The organism is Merdimonas faecis (assembly GCF_001754075.1).
Lineage (GTDB): Bacteria > Bacillota > Clostridia > Lachnospirales > Lachnospiraceae > Merdimonas > Merdimonas faecis.
Window position 1 is genome coordinate 108,879 of record NZ_MIEH01000025.1, and the last position, 17,460, is coordinate 126,338.

Genomic DNA, 17,460 nt, shown 5'->3' on the forward strand with positions numbered 1-17,460 from the left:
AAGATCAACGCTGTTCTGCCAGTGCATTCGTGATAAGCCGGAATGTCAGCTTTGCCATATGCTCCGGGCTTTCCGGGGAGGCGGCAGCCAGCCAGGTCTTGATGAGGCCGACACAGCCGGAGAGGCAGAAAGCGTAAGAGTACTTAAGGTCATCTGACCGGTCAGGGAATGTTGCTTCGAGTACTTTCAGGCTGTGTTTTGACAAGATGGCTTCGATCCGGTGGAGAAAGGCAATGTCTCCGTTAGGACCTAAAAGCGCGGCGCAGATCGCTTTATTTTCTGCCAGAATGGCAAAGATGTCCTCAATAAAAGGAAAACTGTTTTCTCCGAAGGGGCTGACCGGGCGTGCCTGGATCAGCTCCTCGATCTTTTCCACCAGTTCATTTTCAATGCTTTCCATCATATCATAAATATCGCGGTAGTGAAGATAGAAAGTTGAGCGGTTGATATCAACCCGTTCGGTCAGTTCTGTTACAGTGATTTCATTAATCGCTTTTTCCCTCAGAAGTCCGGCAAGCCCATTTTCCAGTTGTGTCTTGGTTTTCCGGACTCTTCTGTCTTTTGGATTCATTTTTCCCTCCACAGATTCTTAAAATTTCATAAACAACCGACATGGGAACAGAGATGTGTCGATTATCCGACGTTAGCTCCCATATCTGATGGTTGCTTCCTTTTCTTTTGTTCAGTATAATGCAATCGGTTCTAAAAATCAACATGATGTCTATTAATAGAAATGATGTCTTTCAACTGACAGAAAGGGGAAAATAAACATGGTCAGACAGGAGTGGAAGAAACTCTTCCATAACAAAATACTTTTATTGGTGGTTATTGCAGTCATCGCGATCCCATCTATCTACACAACCTTATTTTTGGGGTCTATGTGGGATCCATATGGAAAGGCAGACAAGCTTCCTGTTGCAGTGGTCAATCAGGATCAGGCTGCTTATTATGAAGGGAAGGAGATGAAGATCGGGGAGGAACTGACGGAGAAGCTAAAAGAGGACGATTCCCTGGATTTTCGCTTTACAGATGAAAAAACGGCGAAACAGTGGCTGGCAGACGGGAAATGCTACATGGTGATTACGATCCCGGAAGATTTTTCGGCAAATGCGGCCACTGTTACAAGTGAAAATCCGAAAAAAATGGAACTTTCTTATGAGACGAATCCGGGAACCAACTATATTGCTTCTAAAATGAGCGAAACGGCAATGAAGAGTATGGAAAACTCTGTCCGGGAGAAAGTGACTACTGTTTATGCAAAAGTCATGTTTGACAGTATCAGAGAGGCCGGAGACGGGATGGCGGAAGCCGCGGATGGAAGCGGCCAGCTGGCAGACGGAGCAAAAGAAGCGGTTTCCGGAAGTGACAGGCTGGCAGAAAATCTGGGGATTTTGGCGGAGAGTACTCTGACCTTTCAAAACGGAGGAGAGACCCTGACAGAAGGGCTAAAGGAATATACCCGAGGGGTAGAGGCAGCAGGAGACGGCGCAAGGGAGCTGGACGAGGGGGCAGGGAAACTGGCCGATGCTGCCGGACAGCTTTCAGATGGGGCCGGGAGCCTGAAAAACGGAGCAGATACTTTGAATGACGGACTGCAGGCCATTGTGGGAGAAAGCCACGGACAATCTCAGGCCCTGACAGATGGAGCCCGTTCGCTGAGTGAAGGACTGGCTGCATTTTCGGGAGCCCTTTCCCAGATGCCTGCTTCTTCGGATCTGTCAGGTTATGCGCAGCAGATGAAGGAAACTTCCGCTGCACTCGGCGGGGCGCCGGCTGCGTCGGATCCCTCCTATCTGGCAGGACAGATCGAAGCAGCCGTGGAGGCGAAAGATACAGAACAGTTGGCAGCGCTGGCCCGGCAAGCGCTTCAGGAAGCCCAGGTTAATTATCAAAGCGCTCAGACTGTGAGCAGCCAGGTTTCCCAGGCTCAGACTGCGCTTTCCCAGGCAGGGGATCTCCTGTCGGCAGCGTCAAATTCGACAGAAGGCCTGCAAACGCTGACATCGCAGGCGAAGGTACTGGAAGAAAAGTCGGCTGCGCTGGCAGACGGCGTGCAGACTTATACAGCGGGGGTAGATCAGGCGGCAGACGGAAGCGCCGCTCTTGCATCAGGGATGGAAACTTTTGCTGCATCCGCACAGCAGGCTGAAAATGGCATCAGGTCATTGAAACTGGGTTCATCTTCTCTGGCGAACGGAGCAGAACAGCTAAATGGAGCATCTCCCAAGCTGGTAACCGGTGCGAATGAGCTTACCAAAGGAGCAGAAAAGATCCATACAGGCGCAGAACAGTTAAGAGACGGAAGCGGGCAGCTTAGTACAGGGCTTTTAAAGGTACAGGATGGAGCAGACGCTCTGGCTTCAGGGTTAAAAGAGGGGACAGATAAGGTTAGAAAGGCCAACACAGGTGATAATGCAGCGGAGATGGTTGCGGCTCCGGTGGATACCAGAGAAAGCCAGATGACAGATATGCCCAATAACGGACACGCGATGGCTCCCTACATGATGTCAGTGGGACTTTGGGTCGGTTGCATTGCCTTTAGTCTGATGTATCCTTTGAACAGCTACAGTGGAAAATTACGCTCCGGAAAAGCATGGTGGCGCAGCAAGGCTACAGTTCTCTATACGGTAGCAGTTTTGCAGGCATTGGTAATGCTGGGCGCGCTCCATCTATTTGACGGATTTGCACCTGCCAGATGGGGAGAAACCATTCTGACAGCCTGTGTGGCTTCTGTAGCATTTATGTCTATTATGTATTTCTTTACTGATCTGTTCGGGAAGGCAGGAAGCTTTCTGATGCTGATCTTTATGGTGGTACAGCTGGCGGGATCGGCCGGGACCTACCCGTTGGAAGTCTCCGGCAGCTTCGTGCCGGCCCTTCATGGATGGGTACCTTTTACGTATACCGTACAGGCTTTCCGGAGTACCATCAGCGGCGGGGAAAGTATCCGGGGATGTCTGGTCTATCTTCTGATCCTGGCGGCAGTATTTACTCTGTTTACTATTGGTGCGTTCCGGATCCGGGCGCACAGGATCCGGGAAGAAAAGCCGCTTCTGATGGACTGGCTGGAGTGTCATGGGCTGGGATAGGATATTCGTGATGATAAAAGATAAATATATCTTGCAAATACATATTGATTTATTTTACTATATAGAATAATGAAATTAATATGAAAAGGAGATGGCTATTATGATCTTTATATATCCTGCGGTTTTCCGCAAAGAAGGAGATGGACGCTATCATGCGTTTTTCCCGGATCTGGAATGTTGTGAAGCTTCTGGCGATACCCTGGATGATGCCATTGACAATGCCAATGACGCTGCCAAGACCTGGATTGGCGTAGAGCTGGAAGAGGACGAGCCGATCCTGCCGCACGTTTCTGATCCGGAAGATATTGAGACTCAGGACGGCGATATCGTCCGTAATATTTCTATTAATATACGGTTTTACGAAGGGTGGGACGAATAGCCTGTGAAAGTCTTATGGGGCTGTCTTTTCAGAACAGCCCCTCTTTAAATTTCTACAGCAATTCCTTGATTCCGGTTTCCGTATATAGGTCTTTTATGTTCACTTTTTTTACACTCAGTTTTTCCTTTTTGGAATCTACAGAGGTGATCTCCAGCGTTTCATCGCCCGTCAGCTTCTCTACCTGGCCGTCTGGCGCAACAATCGTATTTTCATCAAGAAATGTTATCGTTAGATAGTCACCTCGTTCAATTTCTTTATAAAAAGGGTTCACATTCCATTTTACAATCTCTACCGTTTTCCAGTCGCCATCTGCTGTCCTGCCAATTCTAATATAATCGCCATTGTCCTTTGGCTCAAAACTGATCGTTACCACTCCGTCCTCATTTAAGGAAGTAATTTTCATATCCTCAAAATCAGCAGTCACACCTGTGCCAACGTAACTTTCATATGCCGTTGCAATAATGCTAAAGATAATCATGCATATGAAAACGGTCTTGATAATTGATCTGACCGTCTTTTTTTTCAACTTTTTAAACGGATAAATCTCTTCCTGGATCTCTTCTGCTGTTTTCTTTACATATCTTTCAGAAACCATTTCTGTTTTCATAGCTTCCAGATGCTTCCTGCAGTCCTTGCACTCCTGCAAATGCTCTTCAATAGCCTGATTGCTTTCAGCGCTTGTTAGTTCATCCAGATAGCTCGGTAATAAGTCTCTGATAATCTCACACTTCATCATGATTCCCGCCTTTCACAATTTTTTGCTTTGCCCGGTAATAGGTAACTCTGGCCCAATTTTCATTTTTTCCGAACAGCTCACCGATTTCTTTAAACGAAAATGCTCCGGTAACCCGCAGAAGTACCACTTCTTTTGCAGTTTCGTCCAAAACATGTACTTTCCTGAATAATTCCATTTTCTCTTCCCTTATATTGAAACGATCCTCCACCGGCATGTCCTTTGAAAGGATGTCTTCTGTCAGCGGGCTTGTACCTTTTCTCTTTCGGTGCTCTACTTCCTGATACCATAAATGTTTGGCAATCTGGCAAAGCCATGTAGATACTTTGCAGCTCCCGTCATATCGGTTTGCGGAACGTACTGCCTGATAAAATGTTTCCTGGGTCAGTTCCTCTGCCATATCCTCTTCATAACAAAGGGAAAGCAAGAACTTATACACTACCGTTACATATTCTCTGTATACAGAATCCATATCCAGCATGCTCTCACCTCTCTTTGCTTATATATCGGGAAAAGCGGGATTTCGTTACAGATTAATTTCATTTTCTTTACGAAATTATCATATCAAGATTTCCTCTGTGGGTATATAAAAAAATGCTAAAAAACGCTGAAGCCTCATGACCTCAGCGTTTTTTGTAAGGGACTATTTGACAGTCCCGTTTGATTCTATTTCCTTTATTTTGCCGTCTCTTCTTTCGGCAGGATCAAATTCAGAAGAATAGCCATTAAGGTAGCCACAACTACAGGTGAGCTTCCAAATACAGTGGTGACCCACTCCGGGAAAGTAGCAAGGGATCCGGAAGCCTGGGTAATACCCATTCCCAGTGCAACAGACAGTCCGACGATGGAAGTGTTGCGGAAGTTCATTTCCTGCTGGAAGATCAGCTTGATCCCGGTCATGGCGATGGAAGCGAAGACCGAAATGGTGGCGCCGCCCAGCACACACTGCGGGATGGTGGTCAGCAGACCGGAAAACTTTGGTACAAAGCCGGCGATCATCAGGATGACGGCTGCCAGACCAAGGACACAACGGTTGATGACTTTTGTGGTGGTGACGATTCCTACGTTCTGGCTGTAGGTGGCTGTAGGAAGTCCTCCAAAGAAGGCGCATAAGATATTGCTGATTCCGTACATAATGATGCCGCCCTGCAGCTCCTTGTTCTCCGGCATCCGGTTCATGCTTCCGGAGGTAGTGGCTGAAAAATCACCGATAGCCTGGATTGAGTTGATAGCAAACAGGAGGCCGATGGCTACGCAGGCGGAGGGCTCAAAGCTCATAGAAAAATGCATCGGCTGGGGAAGCTGGAATAACCCTGCGGACTGTACTCCGGACAGGTCAACCAGACCGAAAGGAACAGCCAGGATATAGCCGGCAATGATTCCAACCAGGATAGAGGCCAGCTTTAAAAATCCTCTGGCAAAATGATTCAGTCCTGTTACCACTGCAAGGGTGAAGAAAGCTACCAGCCAGTTTTGCCAGGAGCCGTAGATTTCACTGGAGGTACCGCCTGCCATGTAATTAACAGCGGTAGGATACAGAGAAAGGCCGATCGTAAAAACGACGGTTCCTGTTACGAGAGGCGGGAACAGCATGCGGATCTTTCGGATACAAAATCCTACGATGATGGCAATGACTCCTCCCACTACCTGGGCTCCCAGGATGGTGGCAATATCATAGGTGCCTGCGATAGCCTGCATACTGGGTACATAAGCAAAGCTGATGCCCAGGATGACCGGAAGGGCGCTTCCCAGCTGGAAGTTCCCGAATTTAATGAAGGGGAACAACTGAAGAAGCGTGCTGATCGCAGAACAAAATAATGCGGCCTGGATCAGGATGACACGGTCCTGGGCACTGATGCCTGCCACACCGGCCACGATAATGGAGGGCGTTACACAGCCTACGATCATGGCAACAACGTGCTGCATGGCCAGAGGGAGCGCCTGGCCGAAAGACGGAACACCATTCAGTTCAAATACAGACGCATGCTCTTTTTTAACAGACGGATTCGGGTTCATGTTTGGTTCTCTCCTTTGTATAAGCTAATATTATTTAACCTCCACTCTGCTGTTAAATTTATCCAGCAGGAGTGCGGCGATCACACCAACGACAAGACAGATGATATTTACAATGCATCCGGTGACAGAAGCAGTAAAACTGGAGAACGGGATGATCATCACAGTAGCGGCAATGACAATTCCGATAATTCCATGGAAGGCCAGAGAGTAAAAATGGTCAAACAGCGCATTGACAGCTTTTGCCAGGCAGATGACAGTAACCAGAGCTCCGATCCCCCCGGGAATCAGTACCTGAAAATCCAGATGGCCGATACCGTCCACGAAAGGCGTATAAAGCCCCAGCGGCATCAAAAGGGTGGAAAAGCTCATGCCAGGTGCGATCACGCTCAGAGCCAGGCAGAATCCGCAGAACAGGTAGGAGATAAAGTTTGCCTCGATCTCTACAGAAGCCATGTTCAACCCGCCAAGCAGAGCAAATATTACGATCATACAGACCACCAGGGAAACGTAGGAGCCTTTTGCCACGCCTTCCTCCCGGGCTTCCCGGAACAGAGAGGGGAGCATCCCGCTGATCAGTCCGATAAACAGGCAGACAGAAGGATCCGGATATTTATTCAGGAAAAAGGCCAGCAGATTGGCGATGCCAAGGAAACCGACGGCCCCTCCGATAAACACCGGGATCAGCGGCGGCACGTGAGTTTTAAAATTTTTGAAAGGGTTCGATAAAAGCTCCATGATCGGTTTATAGATGCCGAAGATGACGCTTAAGACTCCGCCGGAAATTCCGGGAAGGACAGCGCCAAGTCCGATAAAAGCGCCTTGTACTACCCGGAACAGGAATAGCATTGGAGTATTCTTATTCTGTTTCTTAGTCATAACATACCTCTTTTTTTCTATATTTTATTACAACATATCTACTATAGCACATATACCATGCAGATTCTATGTGAAAATCAGAGAATTTCTCTCCCGGGCCGCCGCTGCGGATGGGCTTTAAGTACAGTGGCGGAAAGAACGGTCAGTAAAGATCCGGGCAAATACCAGCCCCAGGGGCAGCGCCAGAACGATCAGCAGCGCGGAAGCCAGCCAGGAGGCGGAATCACCCAAAGACATTTCTCCCAGATTATATACGGCACGGTAGAGATACAGCCCCGGCACCATGATCACGATAGAAGGTACGGTAATGGAGATCCTGGGATATCCAAGCGGTTTCTGGATCAGCGAGGACAGAAGCCCGGCCGTCAGAGCGCCCAGAAAAGCAGCTACGGCAGGAGGGCAGGACAGAAGATCCACAAGCTCCAGCCGGAGCGTATTGGCAATCATTCCGATCCAGGCAGCGGAGGCCGCCAGAGGTATCGGGCTGTTAAACATAATGGAAAATCCAAAAACTCCGCAGAAGCTGGCTGCGAGCCTCAGGAAAAACAGCAGAACCGGTGAAAGCGCCAGTGAAGGAAATTCTTCAGGCTGCAGGTTTAAAAGAAGAGCCATGGCCCAGGCGGTGACGGTAGCAACTACTATGATCATAACTGCATAAATCAGCCGTTCCAAACCAGAACGCATATCCTGTTTTGCAAAGTCGATGCCGCTTGTGATAAAAGGGAATCCCGGGATGATAAACAGCATGGAACAGATATAGCCGGCCTCGTGGCTGGAAGAAACCGAAAAAATCTCCTCGATCAGCTGTATTGATCCTGCATATACCAGACAGGCCAGTGCGACGGAAGACATGATACATAAAAATAAAGTATAGTGCCGTCTGGTCAGTCTGGCCCGGAGATAATTTCCTGCTCCTGCCCCTAAAAAGGTACAGAGCATTTCAATTACTCCTCCGCCAAGCAGAAAGCAGAACGCACAGCAGGCAAGGGCAGAGGCAAGGCCCAGCATAGCCGGTGAATAATGCCCGTGGATCTTATCAATTTCATCTAACTGGGAATGAAGCTGCCCGACTGTCATTTCCTTGCCGAATCTTGCAAAATTATTTACAAAACGTTCCATGCGGTCCAGCTTGGAGGTGTTAACCCCGGTGCTGGAAAGACTCAGAGAATGAGAAACAGAATTCTTTCCATCAAAACAGCTGTAATCGATGGAAAGAAGACCGATATTGGCATTGCATGTGATGCCAAGCTCCTCTGCCAGTGTGTTCATGGAACTTCTGACCCGCCAGGCTCCGGTTCCGCAGGACAGAAGGATCAGTCCGACTCTCCCGATCAGAGAAGATTTTTCGGAAAGACCAGACTGGATGGCCGGTATATTTTTAGCATGGGCTGTATAGTCATGCCAGTAGATGCTCATATGGTTGGGGGTGATTGGATTGGTTGACATAAAAGTTCCTTTCTATAAATAAGTCGATGTTTTTCAAGTAACAGTATAGAGGGAATCAAGGAAAAGTCAACTATACTCCCGCGAGTATTAATCATTACTTTCATTTATAGAAAAATAAAATAAACGAAAAACATATATAGATATTATGAATTTTACTTATAAAAATCTGGATGCTAGAATAATGTTAGTTTATTTAAAAAGTATTGTTTCTACTGTACAGACAAAATGGAGATGCTGACATGAATACAGAAGAAAGAAACGAAAAACCATTTCTGGAAACACGAGAGTTATATAAAAGCTTTCGACATGTTGAAGCCCTTCGAGGGGTGTCTATCCGTGCTTATGGCGGAGAAGTGCTTGCGATTGTCGGCGATAATGGAGCCGGCAAGTCTACACTTATCAAAATCCTGTCCGGGGTGTTAACTCCCGACAGCGGTCAGATCAAGATCAACGGAAAAGAATATCATAAGCTGACTCCCAAAAAAGCTGCAGAAGAAGGAATTTCTACGGTATATCAGGATCTTGCTCTCGGGAATACGATGGATGTAGCATCGAATCTGTTCCTGGGAAGTGAGTTATCAACGGCCGGATTTCTAAAGAAAAAACAGATGAAAGAAGAAGCAGAAAAACTATTGAAAGATCTGGATATCAAGATTCCGAATGTTTCTGTTCCGGTAGGAGACTTAAGCGGCGGCCAGAGGCAGGGAGTCGCTGTGGCGAGACTTGTGCACCGTGGAGGGAAAATATTGATTTTCGACGAGCCGACGGCAGCTATGGGGCTGAATGAGTCAGAGGCTGTTCTCAGACTGATCAGGAGATTGGCATCAAAAGGATATGCAGTGATCTTAATCAGTCATAATATGCAGCATGTGTTTCATATTTCTGACCGTATATGTATCATGCGTCAGGGAAAAGTCGTCAAAGAGTTGAAATCAAAAGAGACATCCATGGATGAGGTGGTCTCCTTTATAACAGGAAGTGTTTTAAGTGAGTGACAGAAAAAGTATGATAAACAGAAAAGTAAAGGAATATTCGTATGTTCTGATTTTGCTGGGCATATTGATCGCGATGATCCTGATCATTTCTATGGCTTCTCCCTATTTTTTTTCCTGGAAAAACTGTAGAAACATATTGAATCAGTCGGCAATTTATCTGGTAATATCTGTTGGGATGACGCTGGTGATCAGTGCAGGGCAGATTGACCTTTCGGTTGGATCTGTAATTGGTTTTTCCGGAATGGTAATGGGGATGATGAGCCTGAATGGAGCAGCGCCTGGAGTGGCTATTTTTGCGGGGCTTCTTTCTTCCTTTTTGATCGGAATTTTGAATGGGGCATTGGTTGCATATGGAAAAATGAATTCCTTTATCGTGACATTAAGTACGATGACGATTGCCAGGGGAGTCATTTTGATATTGACAAATTCCCAATCTGTATTTGGCTTTGGAACAGCCTTTACTTTTATCGGAAGCGGAGCGGTCGGGCCGGTAAATATGCCGATCGTAATCTCGTTGATAGTCGCGTTAATTGGTGCAGTTATACTCCATAAGACTACATTTGGAAACTATTGTCTCTTTATTGGCTCAAATGAGGTGGCCTTGAATCGTTCTGGCGTAAATGTCAGACGATATAAGATGATTGTTTTCGGCATCTGTGGATTGTGTGCAGGAATTGCAGGAATGATCGTGACAGCAAGGCTGAATTCTGCAGAGCCTCTGGCAGGACAAGGTTATGAGATGGATGCGATTGCCGCTGCGATCTTAGGCGGCACCAGTATGAAGGGCGGAAAAGGAAGCATCATAGGAACGATTATCGCATGTTTTATCTTGAATGTATTAAAAAATGGTTTGACAATACTTTCTATCTCTTCACATTATCAGGAGATATTAACGGGATTTATTTTGATCATTTCAGTTTTGATATCAGAGTATCATGAAAGAGAAAAGAGAGAGGTGTAAAGATGCAGAAAAAATTATTATCCCTTGGTGCTATCGCAATGGATATTGTACTAGACAGCCATGAATTGCCAAAAGATGACGGTTTTGCACTGATCAAAAATGAAGTGATGCTGCCGGGAGGCAGTGCATCCAATGTTTCTGTCTGTGCATCCCACCTTGGAATGGACGTATACCAGACGGGAAAAGTGGGAGACGATGAGACTGGCAGAGAGTTTTTGAGAACGCTGAAAGAAGATGGGGTAGACGGAACGCATGTGGCGGTAAAAAAAGGAGGTACTTCCTTACATACATATATTATTACTGCTCCGGGTGGAAAACATTGTATTTTTGCAAACACAGGAGATACTGTATGTACATTGGAACCCGAAGAACTTCCGGAAGATCTGATGGATTCCATGGATATTTTCTATAATGATATGTTTTCACCGAAGGCAGCTCTCTGGCTGGCACAAAAGGCGGTGAGTCAGGGAAAACCTGTCATTTATAATATGCAGTGTGTACCGTCTTTTATGGACCAGTGTGGAACATCCATGAAAGATATTGAAGAAATGATGAAACTGTGTACAGTTTTCATCAGTGGACGCGATGGGTTCAGGGAGATGACAGGAGAAGATGATTACCGAAAGGCCATGAGGATCATCCAGGATAGATATCATATCCAAGAAGGAGTGATCTGTACCGCAGGAAGTGAGGGAGCGATATGGCTGTGTGGTCAGGAGATAGAAGTACCTGCATATCAGGTGGAGGCAGTAGATACGACAGGAGCAGGAGACTGCTTTCTGGGAGGATTTATCTATGCTTATTTCTGCGAAGAAGCCGGGAAAGAGGAGGCGCTGGAATTTGCGAATGCAACGGCGGCGATCAAATGCACGCAGGCAGGACCGCGCAGCCGGGCCAGTGCAGATCAGGTTCAGCAATTTAGGAACTCTGCAAAGGGAGATCCTGAATAATATAAAATTACAGAGGAGGAATTGTAATTATGAAGGCAAAAGTGGTAAGTGTGCTTTTATGTATGGCAATGGTTACGACTATGGCTGTAGGCTGCGGATCATCATCTGATTCATCAGAAAGTACAGACAGCAGCAAAAAAGAAAGCACAGAGGCAGAAGGTGGAGATGCGGAAGAGACCGGGGAACAGACTTTATTCCAGCAGGCGGAAGCCCAGGTAGACGAAGACCTTGCGCCGCTGCCAGATAAAGATTCTGGGAAGAAACTGGCTGCGATTGAAAGTACTCTTTCCAATTCCTTCTGGGTAACTATGCAGGAGGGATATGAGGATGCGGCGGAAGAGTATGGAGTGTCCATCGATATTCAGGCAACAGATTCAGATACAGATACTGCAGGACAGCTGGATATTTTAAATAATATGCTGGTTCAGGATTATGATGCAATCGCAGTATCTCCGCTGACGGAAGACTGCCTGATCTCCGGAATCGTCTCCGCAAATCAGCAGGGTGTTACCGTGATCACGACTGGAAATGAAGTGAACGAAGAGGCACTGGAAGAGGCAGGAGGATCTCTGGATGCAAAGATCACTGTAGATTTTCACAATCAGGGAGTGCTGGGAGCACAGTACATCGTTGATCAGAACAATGGTGAAGGACAGGTTGCGATCATTGCCGGAAATGAAGGAGCAACACAGTCTGATGCCAGAAGAGACGGAGCAAAAGAAACCTTTGAAAAGGCCGGAATGGACGTGGTAGCTGTAGAACAGTGTGATTTCGATGCACAGAAGGCTTACGATGCAGCGACAGCAATCATTGAAGCCAATCCAGATCTGGTGGGAATTGCCTGCGGAAATGATGATATGGCTTTAGGCGTTGTTCAGGCACTGGAAGAAAAAGGGCTGAATGATCAGGTGACAGTAGTCGGTGTTGATTTTACAGAAGAAGCCAAAGCGGCAATTGAAGACGGAAGTTATGATGCCTCCGTAGCAATGTCTCCATATCTTATGGGAAAAGAGGCTGTAATCATTATGCTTAAAGCACTGCAGGGAGAAGATGTATCCAGCATTGGAGACAGCACTCCGATGGCAGTTGTAGATGCAGATAACGTAGATCAGATGTCCGACTGGCATTAAGAGCAAAACGGATGATAGAATATATAGAAAGGAAATGCGGTTTATGCATTTCCTTTCTATGTCTTGAGACAAAGGAGGATTCAATATGTTTGACAGAATACTGGGCGGATTGATCGGTGCCGGAGCAGGAGATGCAATGGGAGCGGCTACAGAAGCCAGAACAACAGAACAGATCATAGAATATTTCGGCCATGAAGTAACAGATTTTGAAAAGCCGCCCATGGATACTTTCGGAGCTGGAAATGAACCCGGGCAGCTTACGGACGACTTCAGTTCTGCATATTTTGTGGCAAGGCATATTGCAGACCATGACGGTGAAGTGACTGAAAAAGTGGTACAGGAGGCATTGATCGACTGGTCGGAGCATCATGTGTTCTTTGACCGGTTTGCAGGACCGACGACGCGTCTGGCAATTCGAAGATATAAAGGAGAAAAGATAGAAAAATCAGGAGGCGTGGAACTGGTGACTCGTCAGGCAACAAACGGTGCGGCCATGAAGATTTCGCCGATCGGCCTTATGAATGCTGGAAACATAGAGAAAGCGATTAAGGACGCGGTAACGGTTACTATGGTAACGCATGATAATTATCTCGCACTTTCAGGTGCCTGTGCAGTTGCGGCTGCGGTCAGTCATGCGGTGATGCCGGAAGCAACAGTCTACAGTGTACTGCAGGCAGGGCTGTATGGGGCAAAAGAGGGAGAAAAAATCGGCAGGAAGATTGCCCGCGATGTGGCAGGACCGTCTGTGGTCAAACGTATGGAAATGGCAATTGATATCGGCCTGGGAAGCGGAACCCCAAAAGAAAAAATGACAGAGATCGGGCATCAGATAGGAACGGGGCTTCATGTGGCAGAGGCAATCCCGTCTGCGTTTGGTCTGTTTGCAGCGTATGATGGAGATGCGTTGGGATCTATCGTGGGAGCAGTTAATGTGGGGTATGATACAGATACGATTGCAACCATGTCCGGCGCATTGTCCGGAGCTTTGCGAGGTGCAGAAGCTTTCCCGGCACATTTTCTGCCGACGCTTGAGGAGGCAAATCATCTGGAGATAAGAAAACTTGCCGAAGATCTGACTAGAATTGCTCAGAAGGTGGACAGACAGGAGGGAGTACGATGAATCAAAAAATATTAGGATGTTTGTTGGGAGCTGCTGTCGGGGATGCCATGGGCTCGGCGACAGAGACAAAATCAACCAGGCAGATTGAGAAGACATTTGGCGGACGGGTAGAGGAATTTAAGGAACCTCCAATGGATACGATGGCCCGGGGAAGACGGGCAGGACAGGTGACAGATGCATTCAGTATACCATATATTCTGACGGAACATCTGCTGAACGCGGACGGAAAAGCGTCAAAGGAACTGGGACAGAAGGCGCTGCTGGAATGGGGAAAAACAGAATACTTTGAACCATTTGCAGGAATGACAACCAGAAGTGTCGTAAATCGTTTAAGAGAAGATGACAAAATGGGAACCTGGGCATTTGCCGGACGGCTAGGAACGAAGTTGTACAAAAGCCACTATTATGCGCTTTCTTCTAACGGAGCGGCCAGTAAGGCATATCCGGAAGGACTGTTGAGCGCAGGGGACATTCAGAAAGCAATCGAGGATACTGTGGAAATTACCATGTCATCTCATGACGATCCATACAGTATTTCAGGAGCATGTGCAATCACAGCGGCTGTAAGCGAAGCCCTTAAGAGTGACACCGATCTTTATAAAATCGTACAGGCTGCAAAATATGGAAGTGTAGAAGGGGAGAAATTTGCAAGAAAAAGGGACGATATCTGGACATATCCAGGGCCTTCTGTCACAAAACGTATCGATATGGCCGTAAAAATTGCCATGCACAGCGGCAGTCAGCAAAATGTGGTACAAGAACTGTCAGAACGCATCGGAAGCGGACCGGCGATTGCTGAGACGGTACCGACTGCATTAGGAATTCTGATTTCCAACCAGGGAAGAACAATGGAAAGTATCTATGATGCTGTAAATATCGGAGATGAGACCAGTGCAATCGGATGTATCGTAGGGGCAGTTGCAGGAGCATTCCGAGGAGCTGATTCCATTACGGAAGGGTATCTGGAAATCATCGAAAAAGAAAATAAGATGGATCTATGTTCTCAGGCAGAAAGGATTGAAAAATTGTGGGGAAATATCTCATAGAATCGGCATTATTAGGACAGGGACTACCAGGCATCACAGAAGAAGAGCTGGAAAGTCTGTGGCCTGAAAATCCGGACGGAGAAATTGCCTGGATGAAAGCAGGGACACTGATTACCGGCGGGATTTCAAAATTTGTAAGGTTCCGGAAAGAGACTGAAAACTGTGCAAGGATTTGTTATCAGAATTTTGAAACAGCGGCAGAACAAAAAAGAACTGGATTTTTGACTGCGTCGGGAACAATGAAAGCATGTGAAAAGCTGCAGGTACCATTTGCAGTGAGTTGTGGAATCGGAGGACTGAAAACGCAACAGACTATAGAGTCCTGCCATGACCTTCTGGCATTAAAGGAAAGCAGGGTATCTTTGATTGCTGCTTCGCCGAAAGATATGTTTGATTTGGAGCATACATTGAAAGAAGCGCAAAAAGAAGGGATTTATGTGTCCGGATGTGGAGACAATGTATGCAATGGATATTTGTTTTTGCAGAATCCGGTGGAAATACCATCTGATTTGAAAATTATGCAGGATAAAAACCGTCTGCTTTTACGGAAAATTCCTAAGAAAAAGAGGATTCAGGATGACAGTATATTTGAGCAGGCTCTTCGGTATGCCAAAGAAGCAGAAAAAAGAGAGCTGCTTTTTCATCCATCATTTAATCAGAAAGTAGATGAACTGACAGAGGGATATTCTTCCCGGGTTCAGTTGGAGGCTTTGATCTCAAATATCAGATGGCTGGAAGAAAATGTAACAATTTGATAAATCAGGGAGTTGAATTCAAAACACAGTCCGACGTCCGGGGCCGGGTACAAAGAGTGGAAGGTGAGATCACTTTCGCTGGTGGTATTGATCAGTTTATCTAAGGCCAGGGCATAACCGCATCCACTTCTACAAAATGTGTGATGTTGTAGACCAATTTATAGGCGCGATATATATATATATAAAATTTCCGGATGTCTCTTTGAAACCAGGAAGAAAGCACGCTGCTGTCGTAGATCTGATATGAGACGATCAGAGGCTTTTCCCAGATTTGTGTTCATCCCGCTTGACAATTTCCGCAGGATTCTTCACAATAAAGGTATCAGAAACAAACTGGATGCGTGGCTGACATTCCTCAGTGTAGACGATCCGGAGATGATCGTGGAGCTGATCAGAAAATATCCTCAATTCCGGAAATACTATGAGGAAATCTATCAGCTGTGCCGAAATACGGAGAAGGTGATGAACATGTTTTCCAAAGAATTGCAGGAACTTGATAAAAATACAGTGCAATATATGATTGATGAAATGCAGGATGTGATCGATGAGCAGAAAGAGAATCTGGGAGAAATGCAGGACATGATCGATGAGCAGAAAAGACTGCTTGGCGAGAAGGAATCTGCACTTGCGGATAAGGAAAAGGAGATCGCTGAATTAAAAGCGCGCCTGGGTGAGAAATCGACATCTGACAACGTTTGACAATGGCGGAAAGGTGTGCTGGACTACTAAAAGTTCTCGGAGGGCTGACTGTAAAAGGACAGATGATGCAGGCAGCCGGATAAGAGGCAGGCTTAAGATGCCTGTTCCTCGGAGGGAAAATCATTCAGAAGAAATGACGGACCGGATAAGAGACGAGCAGAAAGCTTGTTCCTTATCCGGTTTTTTTCTTGCAGAGGAAATGTACATTTTTGTTTTAGCAGGAGGATGATTGGGGCATAGGACAATACCCTGACTCTGGCGAGGGAGTATGTGCGGCCGATAAAGCTGGCTATTCCATTCTTCCTTTTTAACCAGATGATGGCTGCATACTTAAGAAATGACAAAAATCCTGCATTGGCTACGGGGGCAGTGCTGGCAGGCGGTATCTTTAATATTTTTGGCGATTACTTTTTTGTATTTGTATGCGATATGGGAGCGTACGGAGCAGGACTGGCCACGGCTATTGGTTCTGCCATTCTTTGACCAAAGTATGTCTGTTTACCAGGAGCAGGCCCGTATCATCGAAGAGATGGCGCAGAAATCGGACTGTATTATTGTGGGGCGCTGCGGAGACTAAAGCGGGCAAAGTATTATGAGTTCTATACCGGCCACAAATGGGGAGATAAGTTGAATTCTGACCTGTGCATTAACACCTCACGGACAGTCATCAAAGAGCTGGTGCCGGCAGTGGCAAGGCTGTTCGAAAAAGATGAAAAAAGTGCTTTCACGGTTCAGCATAAGTAAGAACTGTTAAGAAATGTTAAGCCCTCTTTTGGAATATGTTAAGACATGGCCAGTATGCTGGGATATGTCAGAAGGGCAGAACGCCTTTTGAAAATACACCGAAAGAGAGGTAGACAATATGCAGACACAGAACACAGCAAAACGGAAGAAAGGGATATTAAAAAGAGGGCTCATCCTGGCAGCGGCATGCGCACTGGCCCTTTCCGTTACTGCCTGCGGAGGAATTGAAGGGAAGACATCGAAGGAGAGTACGAACAGTTCATCAAGTTCAAGCTCCCAGAAAGATGCGGGAAGCAAGAAAAAGGATACAGATAAAAAAGACTCAGACAGTAAGGAGAAAAGTACAGGAAAAAAGAAACCGGACAGCAAAAAGTCCGGCAGTAAGAAATCTAATAAGAAGCAGAAATCAAACAATACCAAAAAGTCTGGAAACCAGACTAAGAAGGGAGGAAATAAGAAAGGAAGCCAATAAAATCGAAAGAACAAAAGCCCCTGCGACAATCGGCCGCAGGGGCTTTTCA

At 46.5% G+C, this 17,460-nt stretch carries 18 protein-coding genes; 12 read left to right on the plus strand and 6 right to left on the minus strand.

Features of this window, described 5'->3' with window-relative positions; genetic code table 11:
* Nucleotides 1–4 precede the first annotated feature (4 nt).
* Nucleotides 5–571: a TetR/AcrR family transcriptional regulator gene (locus BKD12_RS14085; RefSeq protein WP_070089982.1), complete on the minus strand. Its 567-nt coding sequence runs from the start codon at nucleotides 569–571 to the stop codon at nucleotides 5–7.
* A 199-nt stretch (nucleotides 572–770) separates the two neighbouring features.
* Here BKD12_RS14085 and BKD12_RS14090 point away from each other — a divergent pair, with 199 nt between their 5' ends.
* On the plus strand, nucleotides 771–3,089 hold the full coding sequence (locus BKD12_RS14090; RefSeq protein ID WP_070089983.1) for a YhgE/Pip domain-containing protein: 2,319 nt from the start codon (nucleotides 771–773) through the stop codon (nucleotides 3,087–3,089).
* Between the two features lie 100 nt (nucleotides 3,090–3,189).
* Nucleotides 3,190–3,468 carry a type II toxin-antitoxin system HicB family antitoxin gene (locus tag BKD12_RS14095; RefSeq protein ID WP_070089984.1) on the plus strand — a complete coding sequence of 93 codons (279 nt, stop codon included), beginning with the start codon at nucleotides 3,190–3,192 and terminating at the stop codon, nucleotides 3,466–3,468.
* 52 nt (nucleotides 3,469–3,520) lie between these two features.
* On the opposite strand, the gene BKD12_RS14100 is transcribed toward BKD12_RS14095, so the two are convergent.
* The 5 genes from BKD12_RS14100 to BKD12_RS14120 form a co-directional block, all read right to left on the minus strand.
* Nucleotides 3,521–4,204 carry a zf-HC2 domain-containing protein gene (locus tag BKD12_RS14100; RefSeq protein ID WP_083262973.1) on the minus strand — a complete coding sequence of 228 codons (684 nt, stop codon included), beginning with the start codon at nucleotides 4,202–4,204 and terminating at the stop codon, nucleotides 3,521–3,523.
* A complete protein-coding gene (locus BKD12_RS14105; RefSeq protein WP_070089986.1) occupies nucleotides 4,191–4,682 on the minus strand; it encodes an RNA polymerase sigma factor in 492 nt (163 codons plus the stop codon). The genes BKD12_RS14100 and BKD12_RS14105 overlap by 14 nt, the downstream gene beginning before the upstream one ends.
* 194 nt (nucleotides 4,683–4,876) lie before the next feature.
* The gene (locus BKD12_RS14110) at nucleotides 4,877–6,217 is read right to left on the minus strand and encodes a uracil-xanthine permease family protein (RefSeq protein WP_070089987.1); all 1,341 of its coding nucleotides are present in this window, start codon (nucleotides 6,215–6,217) and stop codon (nucleotides 4,877–4,879) included.
* A gap of 30 nt (nucleotides 6,218–6,247) precedes the next feature.
* On the minus strand, nucleotides 6,248–7,093 hold the full coding sequence (locus BKD12_RS14115) for a DUF368 domain-containing protein (protein ID WP_070089988.1): 846 nt from the start codon (nucleotides 7,091–7,093) through the stop codon (nucleotides 6,248–6,250).
* A 117-nt stretch (nucleotides 7,094–7,210) separates the two neighbouring features.
* Nucleotides 7,211–8,539, minus strand: a complete 1,329-nt coding sequence (locus BKD12_RS14120; protein ID WP_070089989.1) for a threonine/serine exporter family protein — start codon at nucleotides 8,537–8,539, stop codon at nucleotides 7,211–7,213.
* 239 nt (nucleotides 8,540–8,778) lie between these two features.
* Here BKD12_RS14120 and BKD12_RS14125 point away from each other — a divergent pair, with 239 nt between their 5' ends.
* The 10 genes from BKD12_RS14125 (at nucleotide 8,779) to BKD12_RS14170 (ending at nucleotide 17,411) form a co-directional block, all read left to right on the plus strand.
* Nucleotides 8,779–9,534, plus strand: coding sequence for an ATP-binding cassette domain-containing protein (locus tag BKD12_RS14125; RefSeq protein ID WP_070089990.1), 756 nt, complete (start codon nucleotides 8,779–8,781; stop codon nucleotides 9,532–9,534).
* Nucleotides 9,527–10,495, plus strand: coding sequence for an ABC transporter permease (locus BKD12_RS14130; RefSeq protein ID WP_242872776.1), 969 nt, complete (start codon nucleotides 9,527–9,529; stop codon nucleotides 10,493–10,495). The genes BKD12_RS14125 and BKD12_RS14130 overlap by 8 nt, the downstream gene beginning before the upstream one ends.
* A 2-nt stretch (nucleotides 10,496–10,497) precedes the next feature.
* A complete protein-coding gene (locus BKD12_RS14135; RefSeq protein WP_070089991.1) occupies nucleotides 10,498–11,445 on the plus strand; it encodes a carbohydrate kinase family protein in 948 nt (315 codons plus the stop codon).
* A 29-nt stretch (nucleotides 11,446–11,474) separates the two neighbouring features.
* Entirely contained in the window at nucleotides 11,475–12,575 is a 1,101-nt protein-coding gene (locus BKD12_RS14140) for a sugar ABC transporter substrate-binding protein (RefSeq protein ID WP_070089992.1), read from the plus strand.
* A gap of 85 nt (nucleotides 12,576–12,660) precedes the next feature.
* Nucleotides 12,661–13,695 (plus strand): ADP-ribosylglycohydrolase family protein, encoded by a 1,035-nt coding sequence (locus BKD12_RS14145; RefSeq protein ID WP_070089993.1) that lies wholly within the window; start codon nucleotides 12,661–12,663, stop codon nucleotides 13,693–13,695.
* The gene (locus tag BKD12_RS14150; protein ID WP_070089994.1) at nucleotides 13,692–14,741 is read left to right on the plus strand and encodes an ADP-ribosylglycohydrolase family protein; all 1,050 of its coding nucleotides are present in this window, start codon (nucleotides 13,692–13,694) and stop codon (nucleotides 14,739–14,741) included. Before BKD12_RS14145 ends, BKD12_RS14150 begins: the two co-directional genes overlap by 4 nt.
* On the plus strand, nucleotides 14,723–15,496 hold the full coding sequence (locus BKD12_RS14155; RefSeq protein WP_242872777.1) for a pseudouridine-5'-phosphate glycosidase: 774 nt from the start codon (nucleotides 14,723–14,725) through the stop codon (nucleotides 15,494–15,496). Before BKD12_RS14150 ends, BKD12_RS14155 begins: the two co-directional genes overlap by 19 nt.
* Before the next feature lie 243 nt (nucleotides 15,497–15,739).
* Nucleotides 15,740–16,195 (plus strand): hypothetical protein, encoded by a 456-nt coding sequence (locus BKD12_RS14160; RefSeq protein ID WP_070089996.1) that lies wholly within the window; start codon nucleotides 15,740–15,742, stop codon nucleotides 16,193–16,195.
* Nucleotides 16,196–16,465: 270 nt separating this feature from the next.
* Nucleotides 16,466–16,678, plus strand: a complete 213-nt coding sequence (locus BKD12_RS14165) for a hypothetical protein (protein ID WP_070089997.1) — start codon at nucleotides 16,466–16,468, stop codon at nucleotides 16,676–16,678.
* Nucleotides 16,679–17,057: 379 nt separating this feature from the next.
* Entirely contained in the window at nucleotides 17,058–17,411 is a 354-nt protein-coding gene (locus BKD12_RS14170) for a hypothetical protein (protein ID WP_070089998.1), read from the plus strand.
* Nucleotides 17,412–17,460 lie beyond the last annotated feature (49 nt).